This window comes from Neomelitea salexigens DSM 19753, from assembly GCF_000422345.1.
GTDB classification, from domain to species: Bacteria; Pseudomonadota; Gammaproteobacteria; order Pseudomonadales; family Spongiibacteraceae; genus Spongiibacter; species Spongiibacter marinus_A.
The window spans coordinates 162,192-177,716 of record NZ_AULP01000004.1; the positions used below are offsets into that span (position 1 = coordinate 162,192).

A 15,525-nucleotide genomic window follows, 5' to 3' on the forward strand; every position below is an offset into this window, starting at 1 on the left:
TGCAGCACATTTTACAGCGACATCATGTCGGCATTTTTACAGCTCTAGCTTTTTGCGAATTTTCTCTACAACGCTTGCTGGTAGCGGGATGTAGCCATCTTTGGCAACGATTTCCTGACCCTGCTTTGACAGCACCAGCTTAACGAATTCGCGCTCTAGCGGCGTAAACGGCTTATTGGGTGCTTTATTCATGTAAACGTAGAGGAAGCGTGACAGCGGGTAGCTACCATTGATCGCATTTTCCGGCGTGGCGTCAACAAAACTGCCCTTCTCATTCTTGGACAGCGGAATAGCGCGAACGCTTGAGGTCTGGTAGCCGATGCCAGAATAACCGATGCCGTTAATAGAGGTAGACACAGACTGAACCACTGATGCCGAGCCTGGCTGCTCATTTACACCATTTTTAAAGTCGCCTTTACACAGTGCCTTGCCTTTAAAGTAGCCGTAGGTGCCCGATACCGAGTTGCGACCGAACATTTGAATATCGCGCGCCGACCACGATCCATCCATGCCGAGCTGACCCCAGCGCTGGATATTTTCCGGGTGGCCACACTTGCGAGTGCTTGAGAAAACCGCATCGACTTCGGCGATGGTCATCCCTTCAATGGGGTTGTCCTTGTGGACAAACACCGCCAGGGCGTCAATAGCCACCGGAACTGCAACGGGTTTGTAGCCATATTTCGCTTCGAAGGCTTCGATCTCTTTGTCCTTCATCTTGCGGCTCATCGGCCCCATGTTTGAAGTGCCTTCTGTCAACGCCGGGGGCGCAGTAGAGGAACCGGCTGCTTGAATCTGGACGTTAACGTTTGGGTAAGCGCGTTTGAAGTCTTCGCTCCAAAGCGTCATCAGGTTTGCCAGGGTATCTGAGCCAACGCTGGAAAAAGTGCCCGATACACCCGCCGCTTTTTCGTACACAGGCAGCGCCGGATCAACTTCAGTGGCTGCCGCCACCCACATAGAGGAAAGGCCAAATGCGGCCGCCATCAGACATTGCTTCAGTTTCACAGGTATCTCCCGATCAATAAAATTGGTAACACGGCTGTCATTTTAGCGGCGCTAGATGACGGATTTATTACAATGAGAAATCAGTTTACCCGAGTGATTAATGAACGTGGAAATAAACAACTGAACGTACTGCCATGCCCCGGCTGGCTGGAGATTTTCATCTCGGCCCGGTGGCGCAACAAAACATGTTTCACGATCGCCAAACCCAAGCCTGTACCGCCGGTATCGAGGGAGCGACTTTGATCAACCCGGTAGAAACGCTCGGTTAGACGGGGAATGTATTGCGGCTCGATACCAATCCCGCTGTCCTGCACTTCCAACACACCGTGGCTGTCATCCTGGTACCAACGCAGCACAATTCGGTCATCCTCGGCGGTGTAGCGCGCAGCATTTACCGCCAAGTTAGACAGCGCGCTGCGTATTTCCGTCGCCTGCCCTTTCAGGGCAATGGCATCGTCACATTCGATGTCGATCTGGCGATTGCCCTTGGCGGCCGCGAGGGCTTCTTCGCGCACCATTTCCATCAGCGGGCGGATACGTATCACTTCATGCTCGCTGGCTTGAGGGACGGATTCCAGCCGCGACAACAGCATTAAATCTTGAATGAGGTGGTGCATGCGGCGAGACTGCCGCAGCATTTGATCGATAGCGCGATCCCAGCGCGGGTTGTCGCCACCGTGCTCAGAAAACGTCTCCAGGTAACCATTGATCACCGTCAGTGGCGTGCGCAATTCGTGTGACACATTCGCGACAAAATCTTTGCGCATTTTTTCGAGACGGTGGGTTCGTGTGACATCGCGGGCAAACAGTAAACGATTACCCTCCGCGAAAAAGCTGATGCTTAAACTAAGCTGTATCTCGCTGTTTACCGGCGACGCCATTTCAAAGGGCATGGCGTATTTTTCAGCTTCGTAGTAGGCAACAAAATTCGGGTTGCGCACTAAATTCAGCAGCTGCAAGCCGACATCTTCATCCCTGCGCAGCCCAAGTAGATCCATCGCCGCATCGTTGCACCATTCGATGTTGCCGTGACGATCCAGCATCACCACGGCATCTGACATCGATGCAAACGATGAATGTAAGTAATCAATAATTGCTTGTAACTGATCACGATCTCCCGACGCATGCTTCTGCATATCGTAAATCGTGTCGAAAATTTGACCCCACATGCCAATTGCCTCTGGCGGCTCGGTACCCAAGCCTCTATATAACCAGTCGCTCAGTCGTTGAAGTTGCCATAGCAGCCAGGTGCATATCACCGCTGCAACGATAAAAACGGGCCACACTCCAAGGTCGAACGCTGTTGCAAACACTGCCGCCGCTGCCAATGGCAGCACTACGCGAACAAGCTCCGTCTTCCAGCCGTAATACCGCATAGAGCAGCGCTAGGCGCTTACCCCCGTTGCGGAAAAACGGTAGCCAGTACCGCGAACGGTTTGAATCAGCTGCCCGAAGTCTCGCTCGTCGGTTAGCAGCGCTTTGCGAAGCCGGCGAATATGAACATCTACCGTGCGCTCTTCAACATAGACATTGGTGCCCCATACCTGGTCAAGCAGTTGACCACGACTGTAGGCACGCTCTTGGTGGGTCATGAAAAATTTCAGTAATTTAAACTCAGTGGGCCCCATATCCAAAGGCTCACCATTGGCAAACACGCGGTGACTGGCGGGGTCGAGTTTGAGGCCATCCACCTCAATGGTCTCTTCCTGCTCAGGCGAGCTGCCGCGGCGCAACACCGCCTTGATGCGCGCCATTAGCTCTCGGGAAGAAAACGGCTTGGTAATGTAGTCGTCGGCTCCGACATCCAGGCCCTGAACACGGTTGTCTTCATCGTCTTTAGCGGTAAGCATGATGACCAGCATATCCCGGGTTAAATCTTCCCGGCGCAAGCGGCGCAGCAGTTCAATACCGCTGGTGACTGGCATCATCCAGTCCAGCAGTACCAGATCCGGGCGCTGATCAACAATAATTCCGTGCGCTTCCTGCGCATTGCTCGCTTCGATGCAGTCGTAACCGGCAAGCTCTAGCCCTACGCGGATCATCTCGCGAATGGCGGCTTCGTCATCGACGATGAGGATGGTCTTTGTGCTCATGCTCTTCCCTTGTAGCCTGTGGATGCTTGAGCCTGCATTAAAACGGCCTTTAATGACAATTATATGACAACGACTCGATCAAGGCGCCAGCCGTTGCCCCCAAGCTTAGCCGAAAACGACAGTTTTATTACCGTGCACTAACACCCTGTCCTCAAGGTGATTGCGAAGCGCGCGCGCCAAAACACTCTTTTCAACATCCTTACCCAAGCGCACCAGGTCATCCTTACTATGACGGTGCGACACCCGAATGACATCCTGCTCGATAATCGGGCCCTCATCCAGCTGCTCAGTCACGTAGTGGCTGGTGGCACCGATCAATTTAACGCCGCGATCGTAGGCCTTCTGGTAGGGGTTCGCACCTATGAAAGAAGGTAAAAAACTGTGGTGAATATTGATCATTCTGCCGCTGTAAGCACGGCAAAATTCCGGGGGAATAATCTGCATATAGCGGGCGAGCACCACACAATCAGCGCCATAGTTTTCGGTCAGCTGCTGCACACGGGCGTGGGCCGGCGCCTTGTTTTGAGGGTCGACCGGTACATATTCAAACGGAATTCCGTGCCACTCGACCATGCTGCGCAAATTCTCGTGATTTGAGATCACACAGGGAATATCGCAGTACAGCTCGCCGCTATGCCAGCGGTGCAATAAATCTGCAATACAATGTGAGGCATGGCTTGCCAGAATCACCACCTTGCGCCGCCGCGCTGAGTCGACCAACTCCCACTCCATGTCATAGGCCTGCGCCAAGGGCCGAAACGCCTCACGCACTGCCTCAGCACCGATACTCAGTGAATCGGCTTTAATCTCGTTGCGCATGAAAAACCAGTTACTGTCGGCATCAGCGTGATGATTGGCCTCGGTTAGCCAGCCCCCTTGGTCGGCGACAAACTGGCTCACTTTGGCAACGATGCCGACGCGGTCCGGGCAGCTGGTAATCAAGCGGTAGGTATGTTCCATCTTTACAACAACATCCTTGCAAAAAAAATTCTTAACCCTTGTTTAGTATTGCCCGCACCGCCTGAGGCAGGTCTGCGGGTAGCACAACGGTCTTGGCATTGTCGGACGCCGACAGCTCACGCAGCGAGTCAGCGTATTTTTCACCCAGCAGATACAACACGGGTAGCTCATCACCTTTAACGGCCTCAGATACTAACTCAATCGCTGCACCGCTGGCCTTAGCCAACACCACTTCCGCCTGAGCGTCGCGACGCGATGCTTCCAAACGTCCCTCGGCTTCGAGGATCGCGGCCTGCTTTTCACCTTCGGCCTTGGTCACCGCCGCGCGACGTTGACGCTCTGCAGCCGCCTGTTCTTCCATCGCACTTTGCATGGTGGGAGATGGATTAATGTCCTGTATTTCCACCGTTTTAAGTGTGATCCCCCAGTCGGAAATATCGTCTGATATCCCCGCTTTGAGCTTGGCCTTGATTTGCTCCCGCGACGAGAGGGCCGAATCCAACGACATCTCGCCTACGATTGAACGCAGTGCTGTCTGCACCAGGTTTTGGATGGCAATGGTGTAATTCTCAACACCGTAGACAGCCTTCTCCGGAGAGACGATATTGATGTAGGCCACGGCGTTGGCGATAATCACCGCATTGTCTTCAGTGATAACCTCTTGGGAGGGGATATCCAACACAATGTCCTTGGTTGTCAGGCGATAAGCCACTTGATCCACATAGGGAATAATAAAGTTCAAACCGGGGTTCAAGGTACCGTGGTACTTACCCAGACGTTGCACAATGTGTTTGTAACCCTGGGGAACGGTCTTCACCCCCATCGACAACGTAACGACGACCAATACAAACAACGCCCCTGTAATCGCTAAACCATCCATATTCTTCCCCTAGATCCTCGTGAAATGAGCCTGCCAGCAACGGTATTATTCGGCAGCTTTGGCGCCGCGTTGGCGGCGTACTATCAATGAATTGCCTGAGATATCTTCAACAATAACCCGGTCTCCAACGATCAGGGGTTCGCGGCAAATGTAACTCCATTCGTCATTACCCAGCACCGGTATACTGAAGCGCACCTGCCCCTCGCGGTGGTCACCAACGCGCGTAACCATGCCCTCCTGACCCACAACCTGCTCTCGCGACATGCCCGATAAACTTTTATCTTTCATACGCGGATGCACAAATTTAAACCAGAGGAACAAGTCGACCGCCGACAGCCCTGCCCAGATCAACACTTGGACACTAAAGGGCAAATCTACGACAGCGGTGATCAGCCCTACCGCAATGGCACTAGCGCCGAACCAAAGCATGACAAAGCTGGGAACAAAGACCTCGCTGGCAACCAGTAAAAGCCCCAAAACCATCCAGTGCCAGTACTCTATCGAGCTATTAAGCCAATCCATTTGTGCGCTCCTGCTGCCACGCGATAAGTGAGAGGCATTATTTAGCCACGATCTCACTTAATAGCAAGCGCCAAAGCTGCAAATTCACACTTGATTGGGGCTGCCCCCACTCAGCAAACAGCTGTGATTTCCGGTACAATAGCCGATCATTCGAGAGTAGCTACGCCATGCCTTTACCACCGGCCATTTTTAGCCATCACCCCTACTGGGCAGAGTGCTTCGGCACCGCACCATACTTGCCAACCAGCCGCGAAGAAATGGACGCGTTGGGTTGGGACAGCTGCGACATCATTATTGTCACCGGCGATGCCTATGTGGACCACCCAAGCTTCGGCATGGCCGTTATTGGGCGCGTATTGGAAGCCCAGGGCTTCCGCGTTGGCATTATTTCTCAGCCGGACTGGCAGTCAGCAGAGCCTTTCACCGCACTGGGCAAACCTAACCTGTTCTTCGGTGTGGCCGCCGGAAACATGGACTCGATGATTAATCGCTATACCGCAGACCGCCGACTGCGTCACGACGATGCCTACTCACCGGATAACGTCGGCGGCAAGCGCCCCGATCGCGCCGTTATCGTCTATGCCCAGCGCTGCCGCGAAGCCTATAAAGACTGCCCCATTGTTATCGGCTCGATCGAAGCAAGCCTGCGACGCATCGCGCATTACGATTATTGGAGCGACAAAGTCCGCCGCTCAATTCTCATGGACTCGCGAGCGGATATTCTGCTGTATGGCAATGCCGAACGCGCCATTGTCGACCTCGCTCACCGACTGTCTCGCGGCGAGCCGGTAGAGCAAATTCGCGACCTTCGCGGCACCGCATTTATTCGCGATGCAGTGCCAAACGGCTGGACGGTTGTGGACTCCAGCGATATTGACCGGCCCGGCAAGGTGGATCCGATTACCAGCCCCTATGTCGACACCAGCGCTGACCCCAGTTGCAAAACTGAACAGGCAAAGGCAGCGAGCGAGTCAGACGCTGCGCAGACCATCACCATTATCGACCCGAGGCAGGCCCGCAAAAGCGACGCACCGGCAGAGCGAACGGTTATTCGCCTACCCGCTTATGAAACGGTAAAAAAAGACCCCGTCAGTTACGCCCACGCAGCGCGAGTGCTTCACCTGGAAACCAATCCGGGTAACGCTCGCGCACTGGTTCAGCGCCATGGCGACAAGGAAATTTGGCTCAACCCGCCCCCCATTCCACTCACGACAGAAGAGCTCGACTGGGTCTTTGAATTGCCCTACCAGCGCCGCCCTCACCCCAAGTACGGCGAGGCGCGGATTCCCGCGTATGAAATGATTCGCAACTCGGTGAATATCATGCGCGGCTGTTTTGGCGGCTGCAGCTTCTGTTCTATCACCGAACACGAAGGGCGGATTATTCAAAGCCGCTCAAAAGACTCTATTGTCAGAGAAGTGGAAAAAATTCGCGACAAAACGCCGGGCTTCACCGGTGTTGTGTCGGACCTCGGCGGTCCCACCGCCAATATGTGGCAACTGACCTGCAAAAGCGAAGCGATAGAAAAAAGTTGTCGTCGCCTTTCCTGCGTCTACCCCGGTATTTGCAAAAACTTAAACACCGACCAAACACCGCTTATCGAGCTGTACCGGGAAGTCCGCAACCTGAACGGTGTTAAAAAAGTCCTTATCGCCTCCGGCCTGCGCTATGACTTGGCCGTGGAAACGCCCGAGTACGTCAAAGAACTGGTCACCCACCACGTTGGCGGCTATTTAAAAATTGCACCCGAGCACTCAGAAGACTCGCCGCTGAGCAAAATGATGAAACCGGGCATGGGCAGCTACGACCGTTTCAAAGCCATGTTCGACAAATACTCCAAACAAGCGGGTAAAGAACAGTACCTCATCCCCTATTTTATTGCCGCGCATCCCGGCACCCGCGATGAAGACATGATGAACCTGGCACTGTGGCTGAAAAGCAACGGCTTTCGCGCCGACCAAGTGCAGGCCTTCTACCCCTCTCCAATGGCTAATGCGACGGCAATGTATTACTCGGGGAAAAACCCGTTACGCAAGGTAAGCCGTCGCAGTGAAAATGTATTCAGTGCCAAGGGATTGAAACAGCGACGTTTGCACAAGGCCTACCTACGTTACCACGACCCTGAGGGCTGGCCTGCGCTGCGCGAATCGCTGCTAAAGATGGGCCGCAAGGATTTGATTGGCTATGGCAAAAAGCATCTCGTGCCGCCGCGCCAACCGGCAAACTGGAAAAGTAAAAAACCGAAGCGCGGCCGCATGCTCACGCAGCACACCGGACTTCCCCCTAGAAAAACGACATAAAAAATTCATTTTATGGCTGGCAAAAGGCTTTCTATACCTATTCAGACTGTGTATATAATGAGCTTGCTGGCTATAGATGCAGCTTGGTTTTATGTAAAAGCACCACGAAGTCGTTTTTAGTACCTCGTTCTGTTTCATAACTACCCTGCCTATCTCAGCTCAAGCCATACAAGGCAAACTTATAGACAACGAGGTTTTAAGACATGTCCAGAAGCACTGGTAAAGTAAAATGGTTCAACGAGACTAAAGGCTTTGGTTTCATTGAGCAGGATTCCGGCCCAGACGTTTTTGTTCACTTCAGCGCCATTTCTGGCTCTGGCTTCAAAACGCTGGCAGAAGGTCAAGCTGTTGAGTTTGACGTGCAGAGCGGCCAAAAAGGTCCTCAAGCAGCGAACGTAACCGTTATCTAAGTAAAGAATGCGGTGACAAGAAGGCGGCGAAAGCCGCCTTTTTTGTGTCTGCGTTTTGACCGAGACACATAGCACTATGAAAAACATTGCCGGATTATTTTTCACTTCGACAGGGAAATACGCTTTAATCAGCGCTAACAACAAAAAGGATTCCGCATGAAAGCCGCAATAAAAGCTACAGCACTGACTCTTGGCCTAATATTTAGCCCCTTCGTCCAAGCTGGTGAACACGAATGGCGTTTTGGTGTACTGGCCCACAACAAAGGCCCCATTGCCAGCGAAACGGAAGACGGCCCCGACGTCACGCTGGCGTACTACCACCATTTAAAACAATACAATTGGGGCGGCTTGTTTGCTCACGGCGGCGCCGTTATTAACACAGCCGATGGCACCAGCTATCTCTACAGCGGACTCAACCCCAAATGGAACTTCGGTGAATCGCCAGTATATTTTGAGCTGGGCTTTGGGCTTGCTGTTCACGATGGTGACCTTGAGAAAAAGTCAGCCGAGCGCCGTGAAATGGGCTCTCGAGTGCTGTTTCACACCGAATTTAACCTCGGCTACCAAATTAACCCGCTATACAGTGTTGGCCTTTACTTAGACCACATTTCCAACGGTGGCATCCTCAACGACGACAACAACCGCGGGCTAGACACCTACGGCATTCGTCTCGGTCGTCGGTTTTAAGTAAGGTCAGGCAGACGCGCCCCGGCGGTGAGTAATGTACCAGCAATAATGTATGGGTTTACTGCGCCGCTTAAAATCCTCGTCTAGCGACCAAGTGCAGCGGTCCGCAATCTCCAAACGCTCAGCCAGCGCCTCATCCAGTATGAAGTCGCGCTTATTGGTAGAAAAGATCAATAAGCCGTCTTTGGCCAAACAGCGCATCGCCTGAGCAATCAGTTCGGCGTGATCACGCTGGGTATCCAGTACATCGTCCATTCTTTTCGAATTAGAGAAGGTCGGTGGATCGAGAAGAATCAGGTCAAACTCCTCCTCACAATCTGCCAACCACTGTCTGGCATCCCCCTGCTCGGTGCGGTGGCGCGCCTCGCTCAAGCCATTGAGTGACAGGTTTTGTCGCGCCCATTTCAGGTACGTGTGCGACATATCAACCGACGTCGTATGGCGCGCGCCCCCCAGCCCCGCGTGCACCGAGGCAACGGCGGTATAACAGAAAAGGTTCAGAAACCGCTTGCCGCGCGCTCGCTCGGCAATGTCTAAACGCACGGGCCGGTGATCGAGAAACAACCCGGTATCGAGGTAGTCGTATAGATTCACCAGTACCGTGGCCTGGCCTTCGCGCACTTCTAGCACCTTGCCTTGCGGGGCTTGGCGTTCGTACTGAGACTTACCGCGCTGACGCCGCCGTTCCTTTAACGCAATATCTGTTACGGGCAGCGAAAACACGTCAGCACAGGCCTGCATCACCTCGCCCAGACGGCGACGGGCATCGTCGTCATTGACCGATGACGGCGCGGCATATTCGCTGACATGCACGGCGTCACCATAGCAATCCACGGCAACGGCATATTCAGGCATATCCGCATCGTAAACACGAAAGCAGCTTATCTCGTTGCGGCGACGCCACTTATCCAGGCGCTTTAGGTTTTTTCGCAAGCGGTTGGCAAACATTTGCGCTCCGGCACTTAGTGCGGGCGCAATCGCTGCCTGTTGCTGCTCAGGTTGACGCTCGGTTACGAAATAACGTTGTTCAACCTCAAACAACAGCAGCTTGCTCGGTATGGTGCCGTTGAAAAGTTGATATTGCTTGCAAGCGCGAATGCCCATTCGCTTCCCGAGATCCGGGTTACCGGTAAACACCCCCGCCTGCCAACCTTGAAAATCCTCGCGAAGACTCTGACCCAAGCGCCTGTACAAGTGCAGTAACTCGGCTTCTTCGCCAAGGCGCTCGCCATACGGGGGGTTACAAATTAGCAGTCCGGGTAAGTCCTCGTTACCGGGTGGCGACAGCTCAGACAACTCGCCGCGCGCCACCTTCACGAATTGAGCAAGGCCCGCACGCCGGATATTGTCCTGCGCTTGCGCAATGACTTTACCGTTCGCATCATAGCCCCAAATTTGCGGCCAGTTTCGGCGGTGTGCCTGCCGCTGCAAGTCCATTGCTTCATCGTGAAGCTGCCGCCACAAGGCCTGCTGATGACCAGACCAGGCTGCAAACCCCCAGTGCTTGCGCTGCAGTCCCGGTGCAATATTCATTGCCATCATCGCTGCTTCGATCAACAGGGTACCGCTGCCACACATGGGATCAATCAACCCTCCACCGCGACTGGCAACCCCCGGCCAATCGGCCCGCAGCAACAGCGCAGCCGCCAAATTTTCTTTCAATGGCGCCAGCGCACCACTTTGCCGGTAGCCACGCCGGTGCAAACTATCACCCGACAAGTCGATAGCAACCAGTATCTTGCCCTTACGCAACCGCACATGAACACGAATATCAGGTTGCGATTTGGCGATATTTGGCCGCTCTTGCCCGGCCTCGACAAAGCGGTCAACGATGGCATCCTTGCAACGCAGAGCGCCGAAGTGGCTGTTGCGTATCTCGCGGCTGCGCCCGGCAAAGTCTACGAGAAGGCTGCTGCCCTCTCGCATATGCGCAGGCCAGTCGATGGCATGCAGGCCATCGTATAATTGCTGCGCACTGTCGCCAGGGAACTCCGCTAGTGGCAGCAGTACCCGATTCGCCAGCCGAGACCAAAGACACAGGCGATATAGCGTTTCAGGCGCAGCGTCAACCGTCACCGCGCCAACGGTTTCGCCGCGTTTCACGGCGCCCAAACGCTCCGCCTCGTCTCCCAACAACCCTTCGAGCCCCTTCGGACAACTGAGGATTAGCGACTGCATTTGACTCATAAATACCCACCCGGGACATTGTGATTCAGGTAATTCATATTGCTTCTCAATAGCTTAGCGACTTTATACGCGAACTCTATAAAACGCTTCTGCCTTATGCGAAATCGATCTTCGCGAGATTTATGAAAGTTTGCTTACATGGTAATTCGGTTGACGCACATCGCGCCAATCTGGGTTTGCCACGCTTTGCTCTTGGCGTGGTGAGTGCACGTTGAACAATGGAGGCTTATGCCCTATGAGAAGACAGAAACGCGACATGACTGAGCGCGCCTACCAACGTGGTTATCAGGCAGGAATCGCCGGGAAAAACAAAGAAAATTGCCCTCATACTCAGCAACAACTCAAGCAGGAATGGATCTCTGGATGGCGCGAAGGCCGCGTCGACCACTGGGACGGTATCGACACCGCCACCGCACTCCAAAAACAAGCGTTTCACTAATCCCGCGTCTCTATCGACATAGCAACAGCCAATCACTGGCTGTTGTGCAAAAGACCAAAAAGCCCGCCGTTTCGCGGGCTTTTTCTACTTAACGGCGGCTGCGGCGGCCCGGCTTGGCTTCTGGCTTGCTTTGCTCCGGTGGCGTCAAACCCGCCATTTCATAGACTTCATCTACCTCGCGATCCGGTAGCTCCGTCCACATTCCAACCTTAACTTTTGAGGGGATGAAAACATTGCCATAGCGCACACGCTTGAGGCGGTTGACCTGCAAGCCCTGCGATTCCCATAAGCGGCGCACCTCACGATTACGCCCTTCCATGATAACCACGTAGTACCAGTGATTAATGCCCTCACCACCACCATCTACAATATCGGTAAAGCGGGCGACGCCGTCATCCAACTGCACACCATCGACTAAGGCCTGCAAGTTATGCTCACTGGCGTTCCCCATTACACGGCACAGGTACTCACGCTCGATGGTTGTCGAGGGGTGCATCAACTTGTTGGCAAGGTCACCGTCGGTGGTAAACAACAATAGCCCGGTGGTGTTGTAATCAAGGCGTCCTACACAGATCCAACGCTCACCGGACAAACGCGGCAAACGGTCGAATACCGAGCGCCGCCCCTCCGGGTCTTTACGGCTGCAAATTTCCCCTTCGGGCTTGTTGTAGAGCAGCACGCGCGGCCGCTTGCTGCCGGTGTCCGCCTTAAGCGGGCGCCCATCAAATACAATACGTGCTTCTTTGTCTACACGATCGCCCAGTGTCGCGAGCTCGCCATTCACTTGCACCCGACCATCGCTGATCGCGCGCTCCATTTCGCGGCGTGAACCCAAGCCTGCACGAGCAAGCACCTTTTGTAACTTTTCGTCTTCGGCACTCATCAGTGCTTTATCTCTGTCATTGTGTCGTCCTCATCGACGAGTTTGGCTTCGGCTTCGGCTTCGGCTTCGGCTTCGGCTTCGGCTTCGGCTTCGGCTTCGGTAGTATTTGACTCGGCGCTGGCCTCGGCAAGATTTTCTTTGTCGAACTGCAGCTCTGAGTTCAAAGAATCTAAATCGGCAATCTCAGCCAGACTGGGCAGTTCGTCGAGATTACTGAGATTAAAATAGTCCAAAAACTGGCGCGTGGTCGCGTACATGGCCGGTCGACCCGGCACATCTTTGTGGCCAACAACGCGCACCCACTCTCGCTCCAGCAGCGTTTTAACAATGTGAGAGCTGACCGCGACGCCCCGTATTTCTTCTATGTCACCGCGAGTAATCGGCTGGCGGTAAGCAATCAACGCCAAAGTCTCTAGCAGCGCGCGTGAATAGCGCTGGGGCTTTTCGTCCCACAAACGCCCTACCCAGGGCGCGAGCTCTTCTCGCACTTGAAAGCGATAACCACTGGCCACCACTTTGAGTTCGTAACCACGGCCCTCACAATCCCGCTCAATTTGCGCCAGAGCATCGCGAATTGCATTGGTCGCAGGCCGCTGTTGTTCGTCGAAGAGTTCAGCCAACTGAGCGAGTGTTAGCGGCTTTCCCGCTGCCATCAGCGCTCCTTCGAGTATTCTTTGTAAGTGCTGCGCGTCAATCATCAGGTGTTCTTAGCTTTAACGTGAATGGGGGCAAAAGGCGCTGACTGAACAATTTCAACCAGAGACTCCTTAATGAGCTCCATAATAGCCAAAAAGGTCACAACAACCCCGAGACGCCCTTCCTCGGGTTTGAACAGTGAGACAAAAGGCACAAAGGTATCGCCGCCCAGCCTCGCTAATACTTCCGACATTCTCTCACGAGTGGACAGCTTTTCCCGCTCGACCTGGTGGCTAATGTACAAATCTGCGCGCTGCAAGACTTCACTGAGCACTAGCATCAATTCTTTCAGATCGACATCGGGTTCTTGCTTCACCTTTTTCATTGGCGGCGGAGCCACGTCGCTAAGGTAAGTCTCGCGTCCAACCCGCGGCAGCTGATCGATATTCTCCGCGGCCTGCTTGAAGCGCTCGTATTCCTGCAGTCGTCTTATTAACTGCGCGCGGGGATCTTCGTCGTCTTCCAGTTCTTCACTGGAGCGCGGCAGTAGCATCCGGGATTTAATTTCCGCCAACATTGCCGCCATCAACAGATACTCGGACGCCAACTCGAACTGCATGGCGTTCATCATATTGACGTACTGCATGTATTGCTCAGTGATCTGAGCAACGTTTATCTCCAAAATATCGATGTTCTGTCGCTTGATCAGATAAAGCAGCAGGTCAAGCGGCCCTTCGAAGGCCTCGAGGAAGACCTCCAAGGCTTCAGGGGGGATATACAAATCCTTTGGCAACTCGGTAAGCGGCTTACCCTGGACAATCGCAAACGGCATTTCACCCTGCTGGGGCCGACTGCGCAGCGCCTTGAGGCTAACGATGTCCATCGCGTGCTGCATGGGGGCACGGCGGGGCGCACCGGGCAGATTTTCTGCTACCGGCTGTTCGTTATCCTGACCGTTGCCCTGCTGCACGAGCGCCCCCTGTTTTAACTTAGCCGGCGATTATACGGCTATCTGCTCGAGCGTCACAGCGCTTGTTCAAATTGACTGACATCGCCAAGGCCACGGCGCAGCACTACTGGCACGTCATCCACGAGGTCGACCACAGACGTTGCTTCCATGCCACAGTAACCACCATCAATCACCAAATCGACGTGGTTCGCCAGCGTATCGCGAATGTCATAGGGGTCCGTCATCGGCAATTCTTCGCCTGGTAGAATCAGACTCACACTCATTAGCGGCTCATTCAGCTCCGCTAGCAGGTCCAGGCAAATTTGGTTGTCGGGTACGCGTAGCCCCACACTCTTGCGCTTGGGATGGTGAAGGCGCTTAGGCACCTCGGGCGTAGCACGCAAGATGAAGGTATAGGGCCCGGGAATAAGATTTTTGAGCAATCGAAAACTGCTGTTATCAACCCGGGCATAGTTACCCAACTCAGAGAGATCGCGGCACATCAGCGTAAAATTATGCTTGTCGTCCAAACGACGAATCGCACGGATACGCTCCAGCGCACTCTTATCTCCGAGGTGGCAGCCCAGCGCATAGGCCGAGTCGGTGGGGTAAGCGATCACGCCGCCGCCACGGACGATATCGGCCGCCTGTTTGATTAACCGTGCCTGCGGGTTTTCGGGGTGGATCTGAAAAAATTGACTCATAATTATCCTTAAATGTGGTCAGCTGGCCCTTAGCCAACGCTGCCATACCGGCTGACAATTTCCCACTACCTCGGCATCACAGCCAAGGTCACACCACTGACTTAAGTGGTGAAAATCACTGCCAGCCGACGCTTCAAACTCAAAGTGTCTGCACAGATCACGCAGATAGCGCAACTCTTGATCCGCAGGTCGGCCATTACACACCTCCAGCGCTTCGCCGCCCAGGTCTTTAAACTCTGCGAGCAAGCGACGCAGCTTTGCATTGGTCATTTTGTAGTGCATAGGGTGAGCAATCGCAGCCACACCACCGCCAGCATGTATCCATGACAGCACAGATGCCAACGATGGCCACATCGCTTTTACATCGCCAATTTTGCCAGCGCCCAAAAAGCGGTCAAAGGCCTCATTCATCGACCCCACATAGCCCTTTTCAACCATATAACGGGCGAAGTCTGGGCGACCGAGCGGCCGGTCAGCCACACTGCTGCGCAATGCCTCAACATCAATATCGATGCCCTTCTTGCTCAAACGGGCGGCAATTGTCTCGCTGCGCTGCTCCCGCGCCACCTTCTGCCCCGCGATGGCATCGCACAGCAGCGGCTCAGATACGTCTAGCCCTAAACCCAATACGTGAATGTTGACGCCATTCCAGTTGCATGAAAACTCCGCGCCACACACCAGCTGCAGATCGCTGGGAACGTTTTCTAGCGTCTGATAAGCATCGATCGTATCGTGATCAGTAATTGCCAACAGATCAACGCCGCGATCGACCGCGCGGGCGACCAACTCCTGGGGCGCCAAACCGCCGTCGGAGGCGGTGCTATGGGTGTGTAAATCGATTATCAAGCTTTAATACTCCAGCACCTCTGT

Annotated in this window: 16 protein-coding genes; 4 read left to right on the plus strand and 12 right to left on the minus strand. The window is 54.1% G+C overall.

Features of this window, described 5'->3' with window-relative positions; genetic code table 11:
- Nucleotides 1–36 precede the first annotated feature (36 nt).
- The 6 genes from H573_RS0108385 to H573_RS0108410 form a co-directional block, all read right to left on the minus strand.
- The gene (locus H573_RS0108385; protein ID WP_027873872.1) at nt 37–1,005 is read right to left on the minus strand and encodes a PstS family phosphate ABC transporter substrate-binding protein; all 969 of its coding nucleotides are present in this window, start codon (nt 1,003–1,005) and stop codon (nt 37–39) included.
- A gap of 80 nt (nt 1,006–1,085) precedes the next feature.
- Entirely contained in the window at nt 1,086–2,381 is a 1,296-nt protein-coding gene (phoR, locus tag H573_RS0108390; protein WP_027873873.1) for a phosphate regulon sensor histidine kinase PhoR, read from the minus strand.
- Between the two features lie 9 nt (nt 2,382–2,390).
- The gene (gene phoB / locus H573_RS0108395) at nt 2,391–3,098 is read right to left on the minus strand and encodes a phosphate regulon transcriptional regulator PhoB (protein WP_027873874.1); all 708 of its coding nucleotides are present in this window, start codon (nt 3,096–3,098) and stop codon (nt 2,391–2,393) included.
- 105 nt (nt 3,099–3,203) lie between these two features.
- Nucleotides 3,204–4,058: a formyltetrahydrofolate deformylase gene (gene purU, locus H573_RS0108400; RefSeq protein ID WP_027873875.1), complete on the minus strand. Its 855-nt coding sequence runs from the start codon at nt 4,056–4,058 to the stop codon at nt 3,204–3,206.
- Nucleotides 4,059–4,089: 31 nt separating this feature from the next.
- The gene (locus H573_RS0108405; RefSeq protein ID WP_027873876.1) at nt 4,090–4,938 is read right to left on the minus strand and encodes an SPFH domain-containing protein; all 849 of its coding nucleotides are present in this window, start codon (nt 4,936–4,938) and stop codon (nt 4,090–4,092) included.
- 45 nt (nt 4,939–4,983) lie between these two features.
- Nucleotides 4,984–5,460, minus strand: coding sequence for an NfeD family protein (locus H573_RS0108410; protein WP_027873877.1), 477 nt, complete (start codon nt 5,458–5,460; stop codon nt 4,984–4,986).
- Between the two features lie 167 nt (nt 5,461–5,627).
- Between H573_RS0108410 and H573_RS0108415 the strand changes: the two genes are divergently transcribed.
- The 3 genes from H573_RS0108415 (at nt 5,628) to H573_RS18970 (ending at nt 8,857) form a co-directional block, all read left to right on the plus strand.
- On the plus strand, nt 5,628–7,760 hold the full coding sequence (locus H573_RS0108415; protein WP_027873878.1) for a YgiQ family radical SAM protein: 2,133 nt from the start codon (nt 5,628–5,630) through the stop codon (nt 7,758–7,760).
- A gap of 203 nt (nt 7,761–7,963) precedes the next feature.
- On the plus strand, nt 7,964–8,170 hold the full coding sequence (locus H573_RS0108420; protein ID WP_022957413.1) for a cold-shock protein: 207 nt from the start codon (nt 7,964–7,966) through the stop codon (nt 8,168–8,170).
- Between the two features lie 156 nt (nt 8,171–8,326).
- Nucleotides 8,327–8,857: an acyloxyacyl hydrolase gene (locus tag H573_RS18970; RefSeq protein ID WP_051171134.1), complete on the plus strand. Its 531-nt coding sequence runs from the start codon at nt 8,327–8,329 to the stop codon at nt 8,855–8,857.
- Between the two features lie 6 nt (nt 8,858–8,863).
- Here H573_RS18970 and rlmKL read toward each other — a convergent pair whose 3' ends face one another.
- Complete coding sequence (rlmKL, locus tag H573_RS0108430) at nt 8,864–11,044, minus strand: bifunctional 23S rRNA (guanine(2069)-N(7))-methyltransferase RlmK/23S rRNA (guanine(2445)-N(2))-methyltransferase RlmL (protein ID WP_027873879.1); 2,181 nt, start codon at nt 11,042–11,044, stop codon at nt 8,864–8,866.
- A gap of 235 nt (nt 11,045–11,279) precedes the next feature.
- Between rlmKL and rmf the strand changes: the two genes are divergently transcribed.
- Nucleotides 11,280–11,483 carry a ribosome modulation factor gene (rmf, locus tag H573_RS0108435; protein WP_027873880.1) on the plus strand — a complete coding sequence of 68 codons (204 nt, stop codon included), beginning with the start codon at nt 11,280–11,282 and terminating at the stop codon, nt 11,481–11,483.
- An 88-nt stretch (nt 11,484–11,571) separates the two neighbouring features.
- Here the strand turns inward: rmf and rluB are convergent, their stop codons facing one another.
- From rluB to H573_RS0108460, 5 genes are all read right to left on the minus strand, one after another.
- Nucleotides 11,572–12,366, minus strand: a complete 795-nt coding sequence (gene rluB / locus H573_RS19525) for a 23S rRNA pseudouridine(2605) synthase RluB (protein WP_027873881.1) — start codon at nt 12,364–12,366, stop codon at nt 11,572–11,574.
- Nucleotides 12,366–13,019, minus strand: coding sequence for an SMC-Scp complex subunit ScpB (scpB, locus tag H573_RS19530; RefSeq protein WP_234701850.1), 654 nt, complete (start codon nt 13,017–13,019; stop codon nt 12,366–12,368). The genes rluB and scpB overlap by 1 nt, the downstream gene beginning before the upstream one ends.
- A 44-nt stretch (nt 13,020–13,063) precedes the next feature.
- Nucleotides 13,064–13,897, minus strand: a complete 834-nt coding sequence (locus tag H573_RS17580; RefSeq protein WP_036256258.1) for a segregation and condensation protein A — start codon at nt 13,895–13,897, stop codon at nt 13,064–13,066.
- A gap of 128 nt (nt 13,898–14,025) precedes the next feature.
- Complete coding sequence (locus H573_RS0108455; RefSeq protein WP_027873882.1) at nt 14,026–14,655, minus strand: L-threonylcarbamoyladenylate synthase; 630 nt, start codon at nt 14,653–14,655, stop codon at nt 14,026–14,028.
- Between the two features lie 18 nt (nt 14,656–14,673).
- Nucleotides 14,674–15,501: a PHP domain-containing protein gene (locus H573_RS0108460; RefSeq protein ID WP_027873883.1), complete on the minus strand. Its 828-nt coding sequence runs from the start codon at nt 15,499–15,501 to the stop codon at nt 14,674–14,676.
- Nucleotides 15,502–15,525 lie beyond the last annotated feature (24 nt).